The organism is Blastomonas sp. SL216 (assembly GCA_026625625.1).
Lineage (GTDB): Bacteria > Pseudomonadota > Alphaproteobacteria > Sphingomonadales > Sphingomonadaceae > Blastomonas.
The window spans coordinates 361,996-379,920 of sequence record CP113055.1; the positions used below are offsets into that span (position 1 = coordinate 361,996).

Annotated in this window: 12 protein-coding genes and 1 pseudogene; 4 read left to right on the forward strand and 9 right to left on the reverse strand. The window is 61.6% G+C overall.

Annotated elements, in window-relative coordinates:
• Positions 1–4: 4 nt before the first annotated feature.
• On the reverse strand, positions 5–2,674 hold the full coding sequence (locus OU999_01810; protein WAC23955.1) for a TonB-dependent receptor: 2,670 nt from the start codon (positions 2,672–2,674) through the stop codon (positions 5–7).
• Positions 2,675–2,818: 144 nt separating this feature from the next.
• A complete protein-coding gene (locus OU999_01815; protein ID WAC23956.1) occupies positions 2,819–3,499 on the reverse strand; it encodes an arylesterase in 681 nt (226 codons plus the stop codon).
• A gap of 53 nt (positions 3,500–3,552) precedes the next feature.
• Here OU999_01815 and OU999_01820 point away from each other — a divergent pair, with 53 nt between their 5' ends.
• Positions 3,553–4,263, forward strand: coding sequence for an ATP-binding cassette domain-containing protein (locus OU999_01820; protein WAC23957.1), 711 nt, complete (start codon positions 3,553–3,555; stop codon positions 4,261–4,263).
• On the forward strand, positions 4,260–6,791 hold the full coding sequence (locus OU999_01825) for an ABC transporter permease (GenBank protein ID WAC23958.1): 2,532 nt from the start codon (positions 4,260–4,262) through the stop codon (positions 6,789–6,791). The genes OU999_01820 and OU999_01825 overlap by 4 nt, the downstream gene beginning before the upstream one ends.
• Before the next feature lie 85 nt (positions 6,792–6,876).
• Here the strand turns inward: OU999_01825 and bchJ are convergent.
• The 7 genes and pseudogenes from bchJ to phaC all read right to left on the reverse strand — a co-directional run bounded on the left by bchJ (position 6,877) and on the right by phaC (position 15,655).
• A pseudogene (bchJ, locus tag OU999_01830) lies at positions 6,877–7,368 on the reverse strand (bacteriochlorophyll 4-vinyl reductase).
• A 31-nt stretch (positions 7,369–7,399) separates the two neighbouring features.
• Complete coding sequence (bchE, locus tag OU999_01835; protein WAC23959.1) at positions 7,400–9,019, reverse strand: magnesium-protoporphyrin IX monomethyl ester anaerobic oxidative cyclase; 1,620 nt, start codon at positions 9,017–9,019, stop codon at positions 7,400–7,402.
• 114 nt (positions 9,020–9,133) lie between these two features.
• Complete coding sequence (locus OU999_01840) at positions 9,134–10,003, reverse strand: sterol desaturase family protein (protein WAC23960.1); 870 nt, start codon at positions 10,001–10,003, stop codon at positions 9,134–9,136.
• A 253-nt stretch (positions 10,004–10,256) separates the two neighbouring features.
• On the reverse strand, positions 10,257–11,354 hold the full coding sequence (locus OU999_01845; protein WAC23961.1) for a hypothetical protein: 1,098 nt from the start codon (positions 11,352–11,354) through the stop codon (positions 10,257–10,259).
• Positions 11,354–12,556: a hypothetical protein gene (locus OU999_01850; GenBank protein WAC23962.1), complete on the reverse strand. Its 1,203-nt coding sequence runs from the start codon at positions 12,554–12,556 to the stop codon at positions 11,354–11,356. Before OU999_01850 ends, OU999_01845 begins: the two co-directional genes overlap by 1 nt.
• Before the next feature lie 270 nt (positions 12,557–12,826).
• Positions 12,827–13,681: a phasin family protein gene (locus OU999_01855; protein ID WAC23963.1), complete on the reverse strand. Its 855-nt coding sequence runs from the start codon at positions 13,679–13,681 to the stop codon at positions 12,827–12,829.
• Between the two features lie 153 nt (positions 13,682–13,834).
• Positions 13,835–15,655 (reverse strand): class I poly(R)-hydroxyalkanoic acid synthase, encoded by a 1,821-nt coding sequence (gene phaC, locus OU999_01860; protein WAC23964.1) that lies wholly within the window; start codon positions 15,653–15,655, stop codon positions 13,835–13,837.
• Between the two features lie 172 nt (positions 15,656–15,827).
• On the opposite strand from phaC, the gene OU999_01865 reads away from it, so the two are divergent.
• Positions 15,828–17,039, forward strand: a complete 1,212-nt coding sequence (locus OU999_01865; protein WAC23965.1) for an LL-diaminopimelate aminotransferase — start codon at positions 15,828–15,830, stop codon at positions 17,037–17,039.
• Positions 17,040–17,146: 107 nt separating this feature from the next.
• Complete coding sequence (locus tag OU999_01870; GenBank protein WAC23966.1) at positions 17,147–17,860, forward strand: response regulator transcription factor; 714 nt, start codon at positions 17,147–17,149, stop codon at positions 17,858–17,860.
• The last annotated feature ends 65 nt before the right edge of the window (positions 17,861–17,925 follow it).

Genomic DNA, 17,925 nt, shown 5'->3' on the forward strand with positions numbered 1-17,925 from the left:
CCTGTCAGAAGCCGAAGCGGATGCCGGCAAGGTAGCGCCTGCCGATCTGTTCGACCTCGGTCGGGCGTGCCTTGGTGCCCAGAAATGCCGTGTATTTGGCGTCAGTCAAGTTGTTGAGATCGGCAAACAGGCTGATGTTCGGGGTGATGTCATAGCGGATCGCGACATCGACATTGGTATAGCCGCCGCGGAACTCGTCCCCGGTCACGGTACCACCGGTGCCAATCGACAGCGATTCGAGGTAATCGCTGCGCCACTGGTAGCTGGCGCGGATCGAGAGCCCGTATTTCTCGTAATAGAGCGATGCGTTGACGATCGTGTCCGACGTGCCGGGGAAGCCGATATTGCGGCGCTGATCGGTATCGAAGCTGCCCTCGATCAGCGTCAGGTTGCCCTGGAAGCCGAAGCCGTCGAGCGGCGAGGGCAGGAAGGTGAACTGCTGCTGGTAGTTGAACTCGACGCCGTACAACTCGCCCGAATTGCCGTTGAAGCTGGAGGTGAGCAGATAGCGCGAACGATCGACGCCATTGCTGTTGAAGGCGTCCGAACCCACGATCTGCGTGTTCGAGAACAGCACATTGTCGACCCAGCGGTGGAAGCCCGACACCGCGATGATGCCCTGGCCGGGAATATAATATTCGAGGCTCGCATCGACGCCCCAGGTATATTCTGGCCGCAGCGTCGGGTTGCCGCCGCTGATCGTGCCAGGGCTGTTGGTATCGTTGATCGCAGAGCCCACGCGGATTTCGCCGAAGCTGGGCCGGGCAATGCCGCGCTGGCCGGCCACGCGGAACACCAGATTGTCGGTGACATCAAAGCGCGCGTTCACGCTGGGGAAGATGTCGGTATAGTCCTGCGGTGCGGACAGCGGCACCAGCGTGCCGTTGGCGAGCCGGGCCTGGCCCTGGTTCTGCAGCCGGAAATGCTCGACGCGCGCACCGGCGATCACCTGGCCGCCATCGAACACCCATTTGGCCATGCCATAGGCGGTCAGGGTCTTCTCGTTGAGTTCGAAGCGGTTTTCCGCGGGCACATTGTTGGCCGGATTGAACCGGCCCTGGCGCTGCAGCGTCGCGAAGATATTGTCGAGATCGGCGCGCATCCGCGTGTTGTCGACATAGTTGAAGGTGAGCCCGAGCGGGAAACCGGTGTCCCAGGGCGTGTTGCTGATATAGCTTGCCGGGTTGAAGCTGAGGCCGGTGCCGGTGAGTGCCTGAGGCGACAGCAGCACCGCATTGGACGTCGCGAAGATGAACCCGCCAATGTCGCGATCGGCATAGAGCAGGCCGCCGGTCAGCGTCACATCGCCCAGTTCCTTCGCGACATCGAGTTTCACGGTATAGCTGTCGGTGAACACGTCCTGCACGATCGGGATGACCAGAGCGGGCGAGGTGTTGGCATTGATCAGCGTGGTCTGGTCGAAATTCGCCAGCGCCGGACCGCGCACGAAGCTGCCCGCCGTCGCTCCCGGCACGGTCTGGAACAGCTGCACGATTGGGAAGTTCGGGCGACTGAAATCATAGCGAACCGAAGGCGAGGTCGCGGTCGCCGTGCTTGCCTGGACCAGCGGCAGATAGGTGGTGTTCTCGGTGCGGGTATAATTGGCCGCGAAGTTCACCTTCCAACCGTTTTCCTCATAATCGCCGCCGATGGTGTTGATGAAGTTGCGCGTGCGATAATTGCCGAGATTGAAAGAGCCCCGGATCGGCACGCGGACGAGATCGCCGCCCGACAGGTTGCGCGTGCCCGAGAGCGCGCGGTCGAGCCGGATCTCGTACTGGTCGCGCTGCTCGTCGTCCTTGAACTCGGTATAGATGGTCTTGGCGTAGAGCTTCTGGCCTTCTTGCGGTGAGAATTCGAAACCTGCAAACAGGCCGTTATTCTCGCGCACCAGGCGATACTGGCGGATGTCGATTTCGGTCGGACCAAACTGGGTATCGGTGGGGCCGCTGGGTTCGTCATACAGGCCGACCTCGCGATTGTCCGTGACCTGCTCGCGGCGGTAATGCGATGCGCCGGCGACCACGCCGAACGTGCCATCGCTGTACGATACGCGGATCGAGCCCTGGCGCTGCTCGCCTTCGCCCAGTTCCATGAAACCGTATCCGACATCGCCCTGGACGTGGAAGCCGTTCTTGCCTTCCAGCGGCGAGAAGGTGCGCAGGTCGATATTGGCGACGATCGCCTCAGCCTGGATATTGGGGGTGAGCGACTTGTTGATCGCCAGCGCGCTCAGGATCACGGCGGGCACCGCATCGAAGCGATAGGCGCGGGTGAGGCCGCCTTCGTCCGCGCCGATCATCGGCACGCCATCGATGCTGACCGAAGTCCAGCGGTTGGGCGCGCCGCGCACCTGGATATAGCGTTCCTGGCCCTGGTCGCGCTGCACCGCGACGGCGGGCAGGCGCGAGAGCGCAGCGGCACTGTTCTGGTCGGGGAAGCGGCCGACCGAGTCTGCTGCCGAAATGTCGATCAGATTGTCGGCGTTGCGCTTCTGCGCGATCGATTCCCCCTGCGCGGTGATGATAGCGCCCTGGACGATGATTTCGCCTTCGGCTGCAGCCTCATCCTCGGCCTTGTCCTGCGCCATCACAGGCAGGCCCGCAGCGGCGACAAAGGCGATGACCGAGATGGATGAGCGCAGCAGCGCATCGGCACGTGTGTTCAGAATCATGACGCAACCCCCGTTGATGTTCGAGGGCGCAGCTAGGGGCGGGGGATGACGCCGCCATGGCGTCACGATGACAGGTTATCCGGGTTGCTGCGGCAAAGCGTCTTCTGGGTGTCAGCGCAATGTCACCAATCTGACGCTATCGCCTCAACCCTTCAGTTCTTCCGCGACCATGTCATCGATGCCGGACACCACCCTGGCGATGCCCTTGGGGTTGGGGTGGATGCCATCAGGCAGCATCAGCGCCTTGTCGGTGATCACCCCGTCGAGAAAGAACGGATAAAGCTCGGCATCATATTTCTCGGCGAGCTTCACATAAATGGGGTTGAACTTCGACGCATAATCCTGGCCCAGATTGGGCGCCGCGATCATGCCGGTGAGCACGACGGGGATCGACCGCTTCTGCAATTCCTTCAGCATCGCCTCCAGATTGCTTTCGGTCTGATCAGGGCTGATGCCCCGCAGCATGTCGTTGCCGCCCAGGCCCAGGATGACGAGATCGGGCTTGCGCGGCAGGCCGTCGAGCGCAAAGGCAAGGCGCTGCAGCCCTGCTGCGGTGGTATCGCCCGAGACCCCGGCATTGTGGACCGAGACCTTCAACCCCTTGGCGGACAGCGCTTTTTCGAGCTGTGCGGGGAAGCTTTCATCCTGCCGGACGTTATAGCCTGCATACAGGCTGTCGCCGAACGCCATGACCAGCCGGGTATCGGCGCTCAGCGGATTGCGGCCAGGCTGTTCGGCGCCATTGTCCGCACCCTTTTCGACCGGAGGCTTCGGCGCTTCGTCCGACGGCTGCGAACATCCGACAGTGCAATGGACAAGCAACAAAGCCGCCCCATATAGAATGCTGTTCCGACCCAAAGCGAAAGCCCTTTCATTTCATGCACGATACGCTCACGCGGCCTCATATTGCCATTGCCGCCCGCAATGTCACCCTCTCGCTCGGCGAGGCAGGCAATCAGACGCAGATTTTGAAGGGCATCGATCTGGAAATTCCGCTGGGCCAGTCGGTGGCGCTGCTCGGGCCTTCGGGATCGGGCAAGTCCTCGCTGATGGCCATCCTGTCGGGTCTGGAACGCGCCAGCAGCGGCGAGGTTCAGGTGGCGGGGCTCGATTTCGGCCCGATGGACGAAGACGGGCTGGCGCGGGCACGGCGCGGGCGCATCGGCATCGTGCTGCAGGCCTTTCACCTGCTGCCGACGATGACCGCGCTCGAAAATGTCGCGGTCCCGCTCGAACTGGCGGGCATTGCCGACCCGTTCGGCACCTCGGCGCGCGAGCTGGAGGCGGTGGGGCTTGGCCATCGCACCACGCATTATCCCAGCCAGCTTTCGGGCGGCGAACAGCAGCGCGTGGCGATTGCCCGCGCGATGGCACCGGGGCCGGAGATCATCTTTGCCGATGAGCCCACCGGCAATCTCGACGGCACCACGGGCGAGGCGATCATCGACCTGCTCTTCAGCCGCCAGCGCGCCAGCGGGGCGACGCTGCTGATCATCACCCATGACCCGGCGCTGGCCACGCACTGCAACCGCGTCATCGAAATGCGCGACGGCCTGATCATCGCGGACCGGCCCGGCGGCGCGGCATGAGCTGGGCGCAGATCTGGCGGATCGCGCGCCGCGACCTTTCCGGGCGTTTTCGCGGGCTCAGGCTGCTCATCATCTGCCTGTTCCTGGGCGTGGCGACGCTGGCGACCATCGGCAGCCTGACGGCATCGATCACCGGCGAGCTTTCGCAGCGCGGCCAGGTGATCCTGGGCGGCGACTTCGAAGCCACCATGTCGCAGCGCATGGCGAGCGATGCGGAGCTCGCCGCGTTCGAGCGCGAAGGGCTGGTCTCCGAAACCGTGCGCATGCAGGCGATGGCGCAGCGCGCCGCGCCGCGTGGCACCGGAAGCGGCCCCGATGCGATCCTCGCCGAGCTGAAGGGGGTAGACTATGACTATCCGCTATATGGCACGCTGACATTGCAGTCGGGCAGATATGGCCCGCTCGACCCTCAGAGCACCGTGATTGGCGCGGGCCTGGCCGACCGGCTGGACCTGAAACCCGGCGACCAGATCCGCTTTGGCGAGGCCGAGTTCACGATCAGCGGCATCATCACCGATGAGCCCGACCGGCTGGGCGAGGGCTTCACCCTGGGGCCGGTGGCGCTCGTGTCCGATCTCGGTATCAAGCGGACCGGGCTGATCCAGCCGGGCAGCATGTACGAGGCCAAATATCGCGTGAAGCTGGGGCCGCTCGCCGACCCGCAACAGGCGATCGCGCGATTGAAGGCCGAGTTTCCTGAAGCCGGGCTGGAACTGCGCGACCGCGATCGCGGTGCGCCGGGGACGTCTCGCTTCATCGAGCGCATGGGCCAGTTCCTCTCGCTGGTCGGGCTTGCCGCGCTGGTGATTGCCGGGATCGGTGTCGGCAATGGCGTCGCCTCCTATCTCGCCACCAAGCGCCAGGGCATCGCGACGCTCAAGATCCTGGGCGCAGGCTCGGCGGACATCCTGCGCATCTATCTGGTGCAGATCCTTGCGGTCTCGGCGCTCGCCATTCTGGGTGGGCTTGTCGCAGGCGCGCTGATCCCGCCTGCGATCATCGCGGCGGCGGGCGATGTGCTGCCCGTAAAGCCCGGCTTTGCCATCCATCCGCTGCCGCTGTTGGTGAGCGCGGCTTATGGCCTGCTCATCGCCTTCATCTTCGCGTTGCCGCCGCTCGCCCGCGCGCGGCACGTGCCTGCGGCCGGACTGTTCCGATCGCTGATCGAGGGCAATCGCTGGCCCGACCGCGCGACCATGGTTGCGGTGGCGCTCGGCATTGCGGCGATCGTCGCGCTGGCGCTGGTCACCGCGCGCGAGGCGCTGTTCTCCGCCTGGTTCATGGCGGCGGCGACCGGCGTGTTGTTGATGCTCGCCGCGATCGGTTGGGCGATCCGCTGGACCGCCGCGAGGTTGCCGCGCCCCAAGGCTCCGCTGCTGCGGCTGGCGCTCGCCAACCTGCACCGCCCGGGCGCACAGACCGGACAGCTGGTGGTCGCGCTGGGGCTGGGGCTGACCCTGTTCGTCATCCTGGCGGGCATCCAGACCAGCCTCACCAACGAGATCACCCGCACGGTCCCCCAGGAAGCGCCCAACCTGTTCGTGCTCGATGTGCCGGTCGCCAAGGGGGCCGATTTCCGCCGGATCGTCGAACAGGCCGCGCCTGGCGCTGCGGTCAACACCGTGCCGTCGCTGCGCGGAACGGTGACCGGCTACAAGAACATCCGCGTCGCCGACCTCAAGGACATTCCGGAAAATGCCTGGGTGCTGCGCGGCGAGCGCGGCCTGACCTATGCCGAGACGCTGCCGCAAGGGAGCGAGCTGATCGAAGGCACATGGTGGCCCAAGGATTATGACGGTCCGCCTTTGGTCTCTGTCGACCGCGAGATGGCGAAGATCCTGGACCTCAAAGTTGGCGACAGCCTGACCGTCAGCCTGTTGGGGCGCGAGTTCACCGCCAGGATTGCCTCGCTGCGCCAGATCAACTGGGACACGATGGGCTTCAACTATGTGATGGTGTTCAGCCCCAACACGCTGCGCGATGCGCCTCACAACCTTGCCGCAACGGTCTCGCTCAAGGGCATGGCGGATGCCGGTGTGAAGGAGCGCGCGGTGTCCAAGGCGGTGCTGGCGAACTTCGCGTCATCCTCGGTGATCGAGGTGCGCGATGTCATCGGCCAGGTGACGACCATCCTCACCCAGATCGCGACCGCCATCGCCGCCGCCGGGTCGATCGCGATCCTGTCGGGCATTGCGGTGCTGATCGGTGCGATCGCCGCCAGCCGCCAGGCGCGCATCTATGACAGCGTGATCCTGAAGACGCTGGGCGCGACGCGCGGGCAGATCTTGTCGGCGCAGGCGCTCGAATACGGCCTGCTCGCTGCCCTGCTGGCGCTGGTCGCGCTGGCGCTGGGGCTGACTGCGGCCTGGTATGTCATCACCCAGATATTCAGCTTCAACTGGTCGCCTGACTGGCCGGTGGTGATGCTGACGCTGGGGGGCGGCGCGCTGCTGACCTTGGGGCTGGGGATTGCCGGATCGCTGCCGGTGCTGGCGGCGCGGCCCGCACGCGCGCTGCGCCAGCTGTGAGCGGCGCGATGCGATAGTGCCAGCGCAAGGGGTAACTCGGATCGGGCGCGGCGCCGGTACAGCCTGAGGCTGCGCGCACCAGCCGCGAATAGAGCCGCGCGAACACCCCGGCGTACCAGTGGAACAGCGTGTCGGGCGGCGCGATGCGATCGCCCGCCTGGCTGCGGTCGATGCTGAAATGCCACGGCCCCGCCACGGTGAAGCATCCGGCGCCGATGAAGGTCCAGGCGTGCCGCTCGATCGCGCGCATCAGCAGCCGCGCGGCAATGGGAGCGGGCAGCCAGCGCAGCGCCAGCGCGGCGAGGCGCGGGATGCGGTTGGCGATGATATAGTCCGCCGTGCCCAGCGCCGCCTCTTCCGCGACGGCCTCTGCCGCGTCCGGGTGCAGCATCGCCAGCGCCTGGTGCAGCCGCAGCGCCTCGCCCTCTGCAATCATCGCCTCGCCGGAGGGCAGGGTATCGATCCCCGCTACCTCCAGAACCTCGCGCGCCGCCACTGCGCCGATCTTGGCCTCCATTGCCGATGCCATTTGCAGCACGGCATTGGGGCCGATCAGCGCGCCCGTGTGCGCCTGCACACTGCCAGCGCGCGAGGGAGCGGCAGCCACCTCACTCGCCCTTTGGTGCTGCACTCAACTCGATGCGATCGCGGGCGCGCTCCTTCATCTGCGCGCGGACGGCGGCGCGGCGTTCGCTGGCGCGGGCGGCGCGGTCTGCCGCCGTTTCCCAGTCGGTCGCGGCCTGCTCGACCGGAACGCGCTTTTCGTCGAAATGGAAGTCGACGCTCTTGGCGGTCTGCGGCCCCCAATAGCCCGCCTTGCCAAGGTCATAGAAGGTGCGCTTGAACCCGGCGCGCAGGAACGCATAGAGGCAGCCGAGCAGATAGCGCCGCCGAAAGCCGGTGCCGCGCCAGGGATAATGGAACAGGGCCTTGCGCATATAAAACCGGCGGTAATTCGCCATCACCCGGTCGAGCAGCTCGCCGCGCTCCATCGCCGCGGGCTTCATGATCGGCGTCACGAAATTATACTTGCTGAAATCGTGCACCTCGACCTTGTCCTTCAGCTCCTCGAACAGCGGGGTGAAGGGCCAGGGCGTGTACATCGACCAGTTGGCAAGGTCGGGCTGCCAGTCCCAGGCCATGCGCCAGCTTTCCTCGAGCGTCTCGGCGGTCTCGTTTTCCAGCCCGACGATGAACTGGGCCTCGACAAAGATATCGGCCTCGCGCAGCAGGCGGATCGCGGTCTTGTTCTCCTCGACCTTGGTTTCCTTGTTGAACATGTCGAGCCGCATCTGCGCCGCTGCCTCGGTGCCCAGGCTCACATGCACCAGCCCGGCCTTGCGGTAGAAAGGCAGCAGTTCCTTGTCGCGATAGATATCGGTGACGCGGGTGTTGATGCCCCATTTCACCTTGTCGGGCAGGCCGCGATCAATCAGCTCCTGGCAGAACTCGATGAACTTCTTGCGGTTGATCGTCGGCTCCTCGTCGGCGAGGATGAAGAAGCCGACGCCGTGCTTCTCGTGCAGCTCCTGGATCTCGTCGACGACCAGCTTGGGATCGCGCACGCGGTAATCGCGCCAGAATTTCCATTGCGAACAGAAGGAGCAGGTGAACGGACAGCCGCGCGCCAGATTGGGGATGGCGACGCGCGTGCCGAGCGGGATATAGGTGTACTGCTTCCAGTCGAGAATGTCCCAATCGGGCTTCAGGCTGTCCATGTCCTTGATCGTATCGGCCGCCTTGCTGGCGATGACCTGATCCCCCTCGCGCCAGGCGAGCCCGGCAATGGCGGCGCGGTCCTGCGGCCAGCGGCCTTGCGCGATGGCGGTGAACAGCTCGACCGCGATGTTCTCGCCCTCGCCGCGCACGATGACATCGATATGCGGCGCTTCCATCAGCACCTGGGCATACATGAAGGTCGCATGCACCCCGCCCAGCACCCGCACCGCATGGGGGACGGTGAGCGCGGCGATCTCCAGCACCCGCTCGGCGGCATAGATGCTGGGCGTGATCGCGGTGGTGCCGACGATATCGGGCTGAAGCTCTGCCATGCGCGCGGCGAGATCGTCATCCGACACCCCCTCGGTCATCGCGTCGATGAAATGGATGTCGTCAAAGCCTGCGCGCCGCAGCGGCCCGGTGAGATACGCCACCCAGGCCGGCGGCCATGTCCCGGCAATCTCCGCCCCGCCAGAGCGATAATTGGGATGCACGAACAGGATACGCATGGGGCCCCTCCGGAGACTCGGGGGTGATGCCCCGTATCGTCAGAGGATGGGGGAGGAGGCAGGCGCGATCATTGAGGTGGATCAAATTTGGTCGGGGGGTGCCGCCGATCTTATTCAGGCCTCTTCCAGAGGACCCGGTGGCGCCGCTGCCGGACGGGGCCGAACGCCCGCCGCCTCCCCGATCATCCGCGCCCATTCGCGAAACGGGTAAAACCACAGGGCAACGAAATCATTGTCGGGCACGCCTGCGCTTCGGGCACCCATGGGGGCGTCGAGCTGGTGCGGTGCGCGATAGGTGCCGAACAGCCAGTCGTACAGCGGCAGCGCATTGGCCAGGTTGGTATTATAGGCGGGCTCGGCATCGAGGTGATGCCAGCGGTGGAAGCGCGGGCTGGCGATGACCATGCGCAAGGGCCCGTGGTCCCAATCCAGCGGCGAGTGGACATAGGCCGAATGGAGCAGCACCGCGAGCGTACTGGCCGCGGCGGCGGCCGGCGGCAGACCCATCCAGCCGATCATGACCAGCGCGAACAGGCGCATCACCACCGCCTCCAGCAGGTGGATGCGCCACTGGGTCAGGCCATTCACATGGGTGTCGCTGTGGTGGATGGCGTGGATTGGCCATCCCCAGCGGCTGTGCAGCCAGCGGTGCGACCAATAGAGCCAGAACTCCTTGGCCACAAAGGCGATGAGCACCAGCAGCGGGAACGGCACATCATGCCAGATCGAGGGCGACAGGCGCGGCAGGCCAAGCGCGTTATAGGCCATGAGAACGCCGGCAGTGGCCAGCGCCAGCCATGGCGTGAGCACGAGGTTGCTGAACCAGAAAAGCACGCTGACGCCGCTATTGGCCAGCGCATTGCGCGACACCCACGCCCGATATCCGCCGACCAGGGCGATCAGCAGCGTGACGGCCGCCGTGGCGACGATCACCTGGAAGGATCGCAGCTCCCATAACCGCATCGGATCGAGCGAGAATTCCAAGCGACAACTCCGCAGGGGGTGGCGGGGAAGCTTAGCGTGGTTGTTCTCAACAAATCATTTACCGGCGCGCCGAACGCCCGGTGAGATAGGCCGCCCAGGCGGGAGGCCATGTCATCGCAATCTCCGCCCCGCCCGACGATGTTCGGATGCACAAACAGGATACGCATGAGACCGTCCGGAGACTCGGGGACGGTATGCCCCGTAATGTCGGACGAGGTTGGGGCAGCGCGGAAGATCATAGAGGTAGATCGCCTTACAGGGCAGCAAACTCCGGGTTAGCAAAAATCTGCTTTGCGGCTTCTAAGACCAGCGGCTCAGCAAATAGCGAGATAAACGACTTATGATCATCTTGCAGGACAAACTCTCCAATCCGGTTATGCGCAATTGAGCACCTAACTCTATAAATCCAATATGCACACAAATCCGTGATAAATTGACCGAAGTCATCCTCGTTCTGTACCAATCTTTTTAGCTTAAATTGCTGAGGATTTAGTAAATTATTATCAATGCAATCTATAAGCAGATTCCACTTGTTCACATCTGAAACTATGTTTCCTGTTTTGCTGTGATGAAAAAATATTTCCTCACGTTCCGTCGAAAAGGGCGTTGATAAAAGAAGAGATGATGCCAAGCTATTATGATTATTACAAAATTCTCTCATAATTCTCTTAAGCCGATCAAGTTCTGAGCGACCAAATTCGGAATATATCTGGCTAAAGCCCGCTATATTTTCATCTAATGCTTTGATTCTTTTAACTAAAACGAAATCAAATAAAAGCTCTATGCTCTGGTAAATTTTTAAAAATCGTTCAAATGGATTGTTTGCATAAATAAATCGATTGATTGACTGGCGATGGTGCTCAGAAGCGATTTTAATGCCGGGGATTGCGGTGATAATGTTGACTTCAACCTCATGCTCTAGAGGTTCAATAGGTATGTGACTGAATTTTCCCCAAATAGGAGCCGATACCAGGTAATTATCACGATATTCCTGAAAATATGCAGCATCTAAAATTAAACAATCTTTTTTAAAGCTGTAATGGTTGTCTCCAATTTCAGAAAAGTCTGCATCTGCCAGAAATGCAACATATTTCCAAATCGTAAATTCGGAAATCAACATGTTGCCGTTCGATCGACAAAAACACAGCGTTCCAATTGATGCATTGTTTAAATCAATAACCTCAATGTCGGTTTGTTGGCGAATTCCACTTGAGATAGCCTCTACTTGAATTGCGATAAACTGATTTATCGCCAAATAACCATCTATCATCCGTGGGTTTTCAACGGTAAAACCCTCGCAAATCGGCATTAATTCACTCAAAACCGCTTCTGTTATTTCGTCGACAGTCATCACTCAGATGCCAACTGCCATGCACGCGCTAACGAACTATCGCCCTCATCTCGAAAAAACTCCTTAAATCCGTTAAGTAACAGCTTTCTCGTTGCCGCGCCGACATTGACTTTTCTGGGGTTGTTCCCCATCCGAAGCCTATCAAAAACCTCTAAATCAAGTGGATCAGTTCCTATCGGGGCTGCTTCAAGTTTCTTACTCAATTTTTGGAGGGCTGCATCAAGCCTTTTCCCTTTTAGTTCAATATTCTCTGGTAACTCGCTTGAAGTGAATTGGGCAACGGCAGCAAAGAATGATACAAACACATTTTCTGATGCAAGCCAGTGCACATTGCGCGACGGCTTTACCGAAATAGCACCGTCTATTTGGTCAATAGGATCGAGCTCAGGCTCTGGCTCTGGCTCGTCATCACCCTGATAAATTCGAAATATGTGATCATCGAACTCTGAGTAAATCTTCAGGTACTTTATGAAGGACTGAAATTGCTCAGAAATATCTTGTTCAGATGCATCAAGTGCTTCCTCTATTTGCATTCTATTTGCAATAATATTATCTTTTTGTGATTCTGTCGATGCAGTTATATGTGCTTGGTAGGCTGATACTACAACATTGAGAGGGAATTTTCGCGATCGACGGCGTCTTGTTGTATCTCTCTCTGTATATATCTGCAGGTTATCAATTTGACTTTCAATTGAAGTTTTGAGCGACATAAAAAGGAGTTCAACCTGATGGCGAATTGACATCGGTTTCTGGCCGGCATTAAGAACAATAATACGGTATATTAATTTTTTTATGTCAGATTCGAGCCAAAACTCCACTAATATTTTCTGGTCTTCACTGAAAATGTGTCGAGAATGCAACAAGTCGTGCATAATATATGTACGCTGGAGGCCATCCAAAATATCAACCCGGCCGGGTTTTGATAAAGCTTCAGCCGTTGCGCGTGAATCATTGATCAGAGGGATGATTTCTTCTACAAATTCAGGCTTTACTGCTAGTGTTATGGAAGGAAGTAGTGCGCCGTTACGAATATCTAGAGATAATCTTCGGTATGCTTTATGCGACTCTCGGCGTCGTTGTATCGTGAAATTTCCGAAATCTTCCCCAACGATGCTCAGGTATTGTGGTATATCCATCTGACAATAGACAACTGGTGTGTCAGACCTGAGATCCCGGGTATGTCCCAATACGCTAAGAGGCATAAATTCTCCTGTACCGGCCAAACTAGGCTGACCGTCTCGAACCGGACAGCCATAAGCAGCTAGGTCCGATAGTTTTGCAGATCGCTTCGCGCTGTCTCGCGGTGCCGTCCCGGAGACTTGCTATCGCTCCCGGTTGTTTACGTCTAGTTTTTCATGACGATATGATTCTGTAATTTCCAACGTCCTATGTGATGGCGCCCGACGCATAAAAAAGCCGCCCCGGTTGCCCGGAGCGGCTTTTTCAATTCCCAGCGGGAAGGGGGGTAAGGGTTACGCGGCCTTCTTGAAGCTGTCGACCGCGACGCTGACGCGGTTCGAGATCGGCTGGAACACGTCGCCGGCCAGCTTGATGAACGCTTCGCTGTTCTTCGAGGTCTGGGCGACGGCGGTGTCGAAGCTCTTCTTGACCAGCTTGGTCTGCAGCTCGATGAACTCGGTCGGCGACTTGACGGTGGTCATTTCCTTGAGCGCCGCGGTCAGCTCTTCAAAGCCCTTCTTGGCGTCTTCGGCATAGGCCTGGCCCATTTCCTGCGCGCCCTTGGCAGCGATCTTGCCCGATTCGACCAGGGCTTCAACGTTGCCCTTGTTGAACTCGCTGGCCTGCGAAGCCATTTCGGTGCCCTTTTCATAGGCGGTCTTGGCGCGGGTCGACATGTCGCCCATCAGGCCCTTCAGGCGCTCGGTCATGGCTTCGGCGGCCTTCTTGGTTTCGGTGGTGATGGTTTCTGCGGTGGTCATGATCTTGGATTCCTTCTTGATTGCGGGTGCGGCGGCCTTGGCGGCGACCGGTGATGCTTTGACTGCGGACTTCTTGACGATGGTCGTCTTGGGCGTGGTCTTGGGCTTTGCCGGTTTGGCGGCAGGCTTGGCCATCTTTGGTTCCGCGACCTTGGCGACGGGCTTTGCAGCCGGCGCCTTGACCACGGGGGCAGGCTTCGCCGCCACGGGCGCTGCGGTGACGGCGGGTGCCGCGACCTTGGCGACCTTCGGCGCGATCACGGGATCGGCAGCCTTGGCAGGTTCGGCCTTGGGAGCCGCCGGAGCGGCTTCCGCTTTCGCACTCACGGCAGCGGCATTGGCCACGCCTGCGTCCCCGGCGGCGGGCTTGTTGCTTTGATCGGACATTGCGGTATCACTCTCGTGCTGCTTCATGCTGCACTGCACAATAGTGATCGGCGGGCTTGACGTCAAGGAAAATGTTGCACTGCACAAAAGGCCCTGGAGCGCAATAACGTCGCCCGCATTTCATAGCGCGCTCCGCCGTGGCTCGCAAGCGGTTCAGCGCGTCTTGACGTAGCGTCCCGGCGCATCCTCGATGGCTTTGAGCTTGCCCTTGCCGGGGACGCGCGCGCCCTTGGCCTTCACGGTTTTCGGGCCATGCGCCTTCAGCCATTCGATCCAGTCGGGCCACCAGCTGCCGCGCGTTTCCTTCGCACCTGCAATGAAATGCTCCAGGCCGTTCACCGGCTCGTCATTGGTCCAGTACTGGTATTTCTGCATCGAGGGCGGGTTGACCACGCCGGCGATATGGCCGGAACCGGCCAGCACGAAGCGGGTGGGGCCGGAGAGCTGCTCGTTGAGACGCCACACGCTTTCCAGCGGGGCGATATGGTCTTCGCGCCCGGCCTGAATATAGGCCGGGGTCTCGATAAGGCGCAGGTCGATCGGCGTGCCGTCGATGACGATCGATCCGGGGCGGACCAGCCGGTTGTCGCGGTACAGGTCCTTCAGATACGACCGGTGCCATTTGGCGGGCAGGTTGGTGGTATCGCCATTCCAGTGCAGCAGGTCGAACGGGGGGTAATCCTCGCCCAGCAGATAGTTGTTGATCACATAGTTCCAGATGAGGTCGCGCCCGCGCAGCAGGTTGAAGGTCGCGGCCATATAGCGCCCGTCGAGATAGCCGGTGCTGCCCAGCTGCTCGATCAGCGCGAGCTGCTCGTCATCGACGAACAGGGTGAGGTCGCCCGCCTTTTCGAAATCGACCTGCGCGGTGAAGAAGGTGACCGACTTGACGCGGCTTTCCTCGCCGCGTTTCGCGAGCAGAGCCAGCGTGGCGGCCAGCGTGGTGCCCGCGACGCAATAGCCGATGGTGTGGACATGCGGCACGTCGAGCAGGTCGCGCACGGTATCGATCGCCTCGATCTGCGCCTTGACATAATCGTCCCAGATCACCTCGGCCATGCTCTCGTCGGCGGACTTCCACGAGACCATGAACACGGTGATGCCCTGTTCGGTCGCCCAGCGCACGAAGCTTTTCTGCGGGTTGAGATCAAGAATGTAGAAGCGGTTGATCCAGGGCGGGAAGATGACCAGCGGGATCTCCACCACCTCGTCGGTCGTGGGAGCGTACTGGATCAGCTGGAACAGCGGGCTTTCGTACACCACCTTGCCCGGCGTCACCGCGATGTTGCGGCCCAGCTCGAACGCGTCCGGATCGGTATGGGTCAGCTGGCCCTTGCGCATGTCGGAGAGCATGTGCTCCAGGCCCTTGAGCAGGTTGTCGCCCTTGCTCTCGACCAGCTTCTCCATGACCAGCGGGTTGGTCAGCGCAAAGTTCGCGGGGCTCGACGCATCGAGCAGGCCCTTCAGGGCAAAGCGCAGCTTTTCCTTCTGCTTGGGCTCCAGCCCGTCGACGCGGTCGGCAATGCGCAGCATCTGTTCGGAGACCATCAGATAGCTCTGCTGGATCAGCGCATAGACCGGGTTGTCGTGCCACTGGCGCGCGGCAAAGCGGCGGTCGCTGCGCAGCTCGGGCACGGTGCCGGGCAGCCTGGGCGGGCCGCCTTCATGCTCGGCGATCAGGGCAGGGGGGGTGATCGCGCCGATAAAGCCCTGCCACAAGGTCATGCCATCGCGCCACATATCGGCCTGCGCATCGAGCATCGCCTGCGGCATCGACCCCATCCAGGCGGGCAGCTTGGCCTGGAACGCCTGCGGATCGGTGAGCGCGGGCATGTCCTTCTGCGCCATCTGCTGCGCCATGGTCGCGGCATGCTCCAGCATCATCTGCTGCGCGCGGCCGAACACCCAGGTCCAGTGCTGCATCTCTTCCAGCGTGGGCAGGCCCGGCGGGGTGAACTCGTTGTCGGCGGACATGGCGGCCTCTCGTTTCAATGCTTTGGGCTTTCCTAGCAGCGCTGAGTTGCAAAGATAAGTCCCTGATAATTGCCCGATGATCGCCGCAGACTTCCCGCTTTTGCTCGACAGGCGCGCATACATAGGTCAAGGAAGGCGCTCCATTCACGGAGAACTGAAAAGCGAATTTGATATGTCCGACGAATTCTACCGCATCAAACGCCTGCCGCCTTATGTGATCGCTGAAGTCAATGCGATGCGGGCCGCGGCGCGAGCGGCCGGAGAGGACATTATCGACCTGGGCATGGGCAATCCCGACCTGCCGCCGCCGCCGCACGTGATCGAAAAGCTGTGCGAAGTCGCGATGAAGCCCGATGCGCATGGCTATAGCCAGTCCAAGGGCATTCCCGGCCTGCGCCGCGCCCAGGCCAATTATTATGCCCGCCGCTTCAATGTGGAGCTGGACCCCGAGACCGAGGTCGTCGTGACCATGGGATCGAAGGAGGGCCTGTCGAGCCTCGCCACCGCGATCACCGCGCCGGGCGATGTCGTGCTCGCGCCCAATCCCAGCTATCCGATCCACACCTTCGGCTTCATCATCGCCGGCGCGACGATCCGCTCGGTGCCGACCACGCCCGACGAGAATTACTGGCGCTCGCTCGACCGCGCGATGGCGTTCACCGTGCCGCGCCCCTCGGTGCTGGTGGTGGGCTATCCGTCCAACCCCACCGCAGAGGTGGTCGATCTGGCGTTCTACGAGCGGCTGGTCGCATGGGCCAAGGAGAACAAGGTCTGGATCCTGTCCGACCTCGCCTATAGCGAGCTTTATTACGATGGCTGCCCGACGCCCTCGATCCTGCAGGTGCCGGGCGCGAAGGATGTCGCGATCGAGTTCACCTCGATGTCCAAGACCTATTCGATGGCCGGATGGCGCATGGGCTTTGCGGTGGGCAACCGCCAGCTGATCGCCGCGCTGACCCGGGTGAAGAGCTATCTCGATTATGGAGCATTCACGCCGATCCAGGCCGCCGCCTGCGCAGCGCTGAACGGCCCGCAGGATATCGTCCAGAAAAACCGCGAATTGTACCACAAGCGCCGCGATGTGATGATCGACGCATTCGGCCGGGCAGGGTGGGACATCCCTGCGCCGCGCGCCTCGATGTTCGCCTGGGCACCGTTGCCGCCAGCGCTGAAACATATGGGCAGCCTCGAATTCTCCAAGCAATTGCTGCAGCATGCCAAGGTCGCGGTCGCGCCAGGCGTGGGCTATGGCGAGGATGGCGAGGGCTATGTCCGCATCGCCATGGTGGAAAACGAGCAGCGCCTTCGCCAGGCCGCGCGCAACGTGAAGCGCTATCTATCCAGCATGGGGGTCAACACCCCCGGCCAGGCGGTAGGCTCCTGATCCTGGCGCTGCCAACGCTCCGTTTCGGAGCGGACTGCGCTCAACCCCGCAGCGTGAACACGCTTTAATGCTTCCCACGGCACCAGTTGGTGCCGCTGGGGACATTGATGAAACTTCCATGCGATCCGGCACTGGGCGGCGCAGGCGGCGGCAAAGGCGCTTCGGCGCCGCGCTGGCTGCTGGCGGGCGGCGACACTGCAGCGCTCGAGCGACTGGCGCTGGTGCTGTCGCGCTTCGCCATCGATGCGCAGCCCTATCTGCGCGCGCCGGATCAGGCGCGGCACAGCCCCGTGCTGTGCGATGCCCGGGCGCGCGCCATGGCCCGGCAATGGATCGATGAGATTGCGCTGCGATCGGCACCGCTGCTGTTTGTCGGCGCAGCGACGGGCGGCACGCGCGCGCGGCTGATCGATGCCGGGGCGGCGGACGCGATGTCGGCCCGCGTCGCCGCATCCGAACTGGCGGCCAGGATGAAGGCTGCCGACCGGCTGCACGAAACGATGCAGGGCCAGGTCCGGCTGGCGGGCCTGACCTTCGATACCGGGCTTCGTCAGGTGCGCTGGCACGACCTTCTGCTGCCGTTGATGCCGCGCGAGTTCGATCTGCTGCTGGTGCTGGCGCGGCAAGCCGGATCATCGGTCAGCCGCGATGACCTGCTCCGCGCGGTCTGGCGGACGGAATTCGACCCCGGCACCAACAGTGTCGAGGTGCATATCTGCAAGCTGCGCCGCAGCCTGATGGGCCTGCGCGGCCGGGTGTGGATCGAGACTGGGCGGCACTGCGGCTACCGATTGGTCAGCCTTTCCGCAACTGAGGGGTGACAGACCGCCCTCAGCGATTATGGTCGGTTGCAAGACGCAATGCGAATCTGCGCGGGAGAGGCTCA

Coding starts and splice junctions, on each gene's coding strand:
- OU999_01810 (WAC23955.1), bottom strand. CDS start 2,674: ATGATTCTGAACACACGTGCCGATGCGCTGCTGCGCTCATCCATCTCG.
- OU999_01845 (WAC23961.1), bottom strand. CDS start 11,354: ATGACTGTCGACGAAATAACAGAAGCGGTTTTGAGTGAATTAATGCCG.
- OU999_01825 (WAC23958.1), top strand. CDS start 4,260: ATGAGCTGGGCGCAGATCTGGCGGATCGCGCGCCGCGACCTTTCCGGG.
- OU999_01870 (WAC23966.1), top strand. CDS start 17,147: ATGAAACTTCCATGCGATCCGGCACTGGGCGGCGCAGGCGGCGGCAAA.
- OU999_01850 (WAC23962.1), bottom strand. CDS start 12,556: ATGCCTCTTAGCGTATTGGGACATACCCGGGATCTCAGGTCTGACACA.
- OU999_01855 (WAC23963.1), bottom strand. CDS start 13,681: ATGTCCGATCAAAGCAACAAGCCCGCCGCCGGGGACGCAGGCGTGGCC.
- OU999_01865 (WAC23965.1), top strand. CDS start 15,828: ATGTCCGACGAATTCTACCGCATCAAACGCCTGCCGCCTTATGTGATC.
- bchE (WAC23959.1), bottom strand. CDS start 9,019: ATGCGTATCCTGTTCGTGCATCCCAATTATCGCTCTGGCGGGGCGGAG.
- OU999_01820 (WAC23957.1), top strand. CDS start 3,553: ATGCACGATACGCTCACGCGGCCTCATATTGCCATTGCCGCCCGCAAT.
- phaC (WAC23964.1), bottom strand. CDS start 15,655: ATGTCCGCCGACAACGAGTTCACCCCGCCGGGCCTGCCCACGCTGGAA.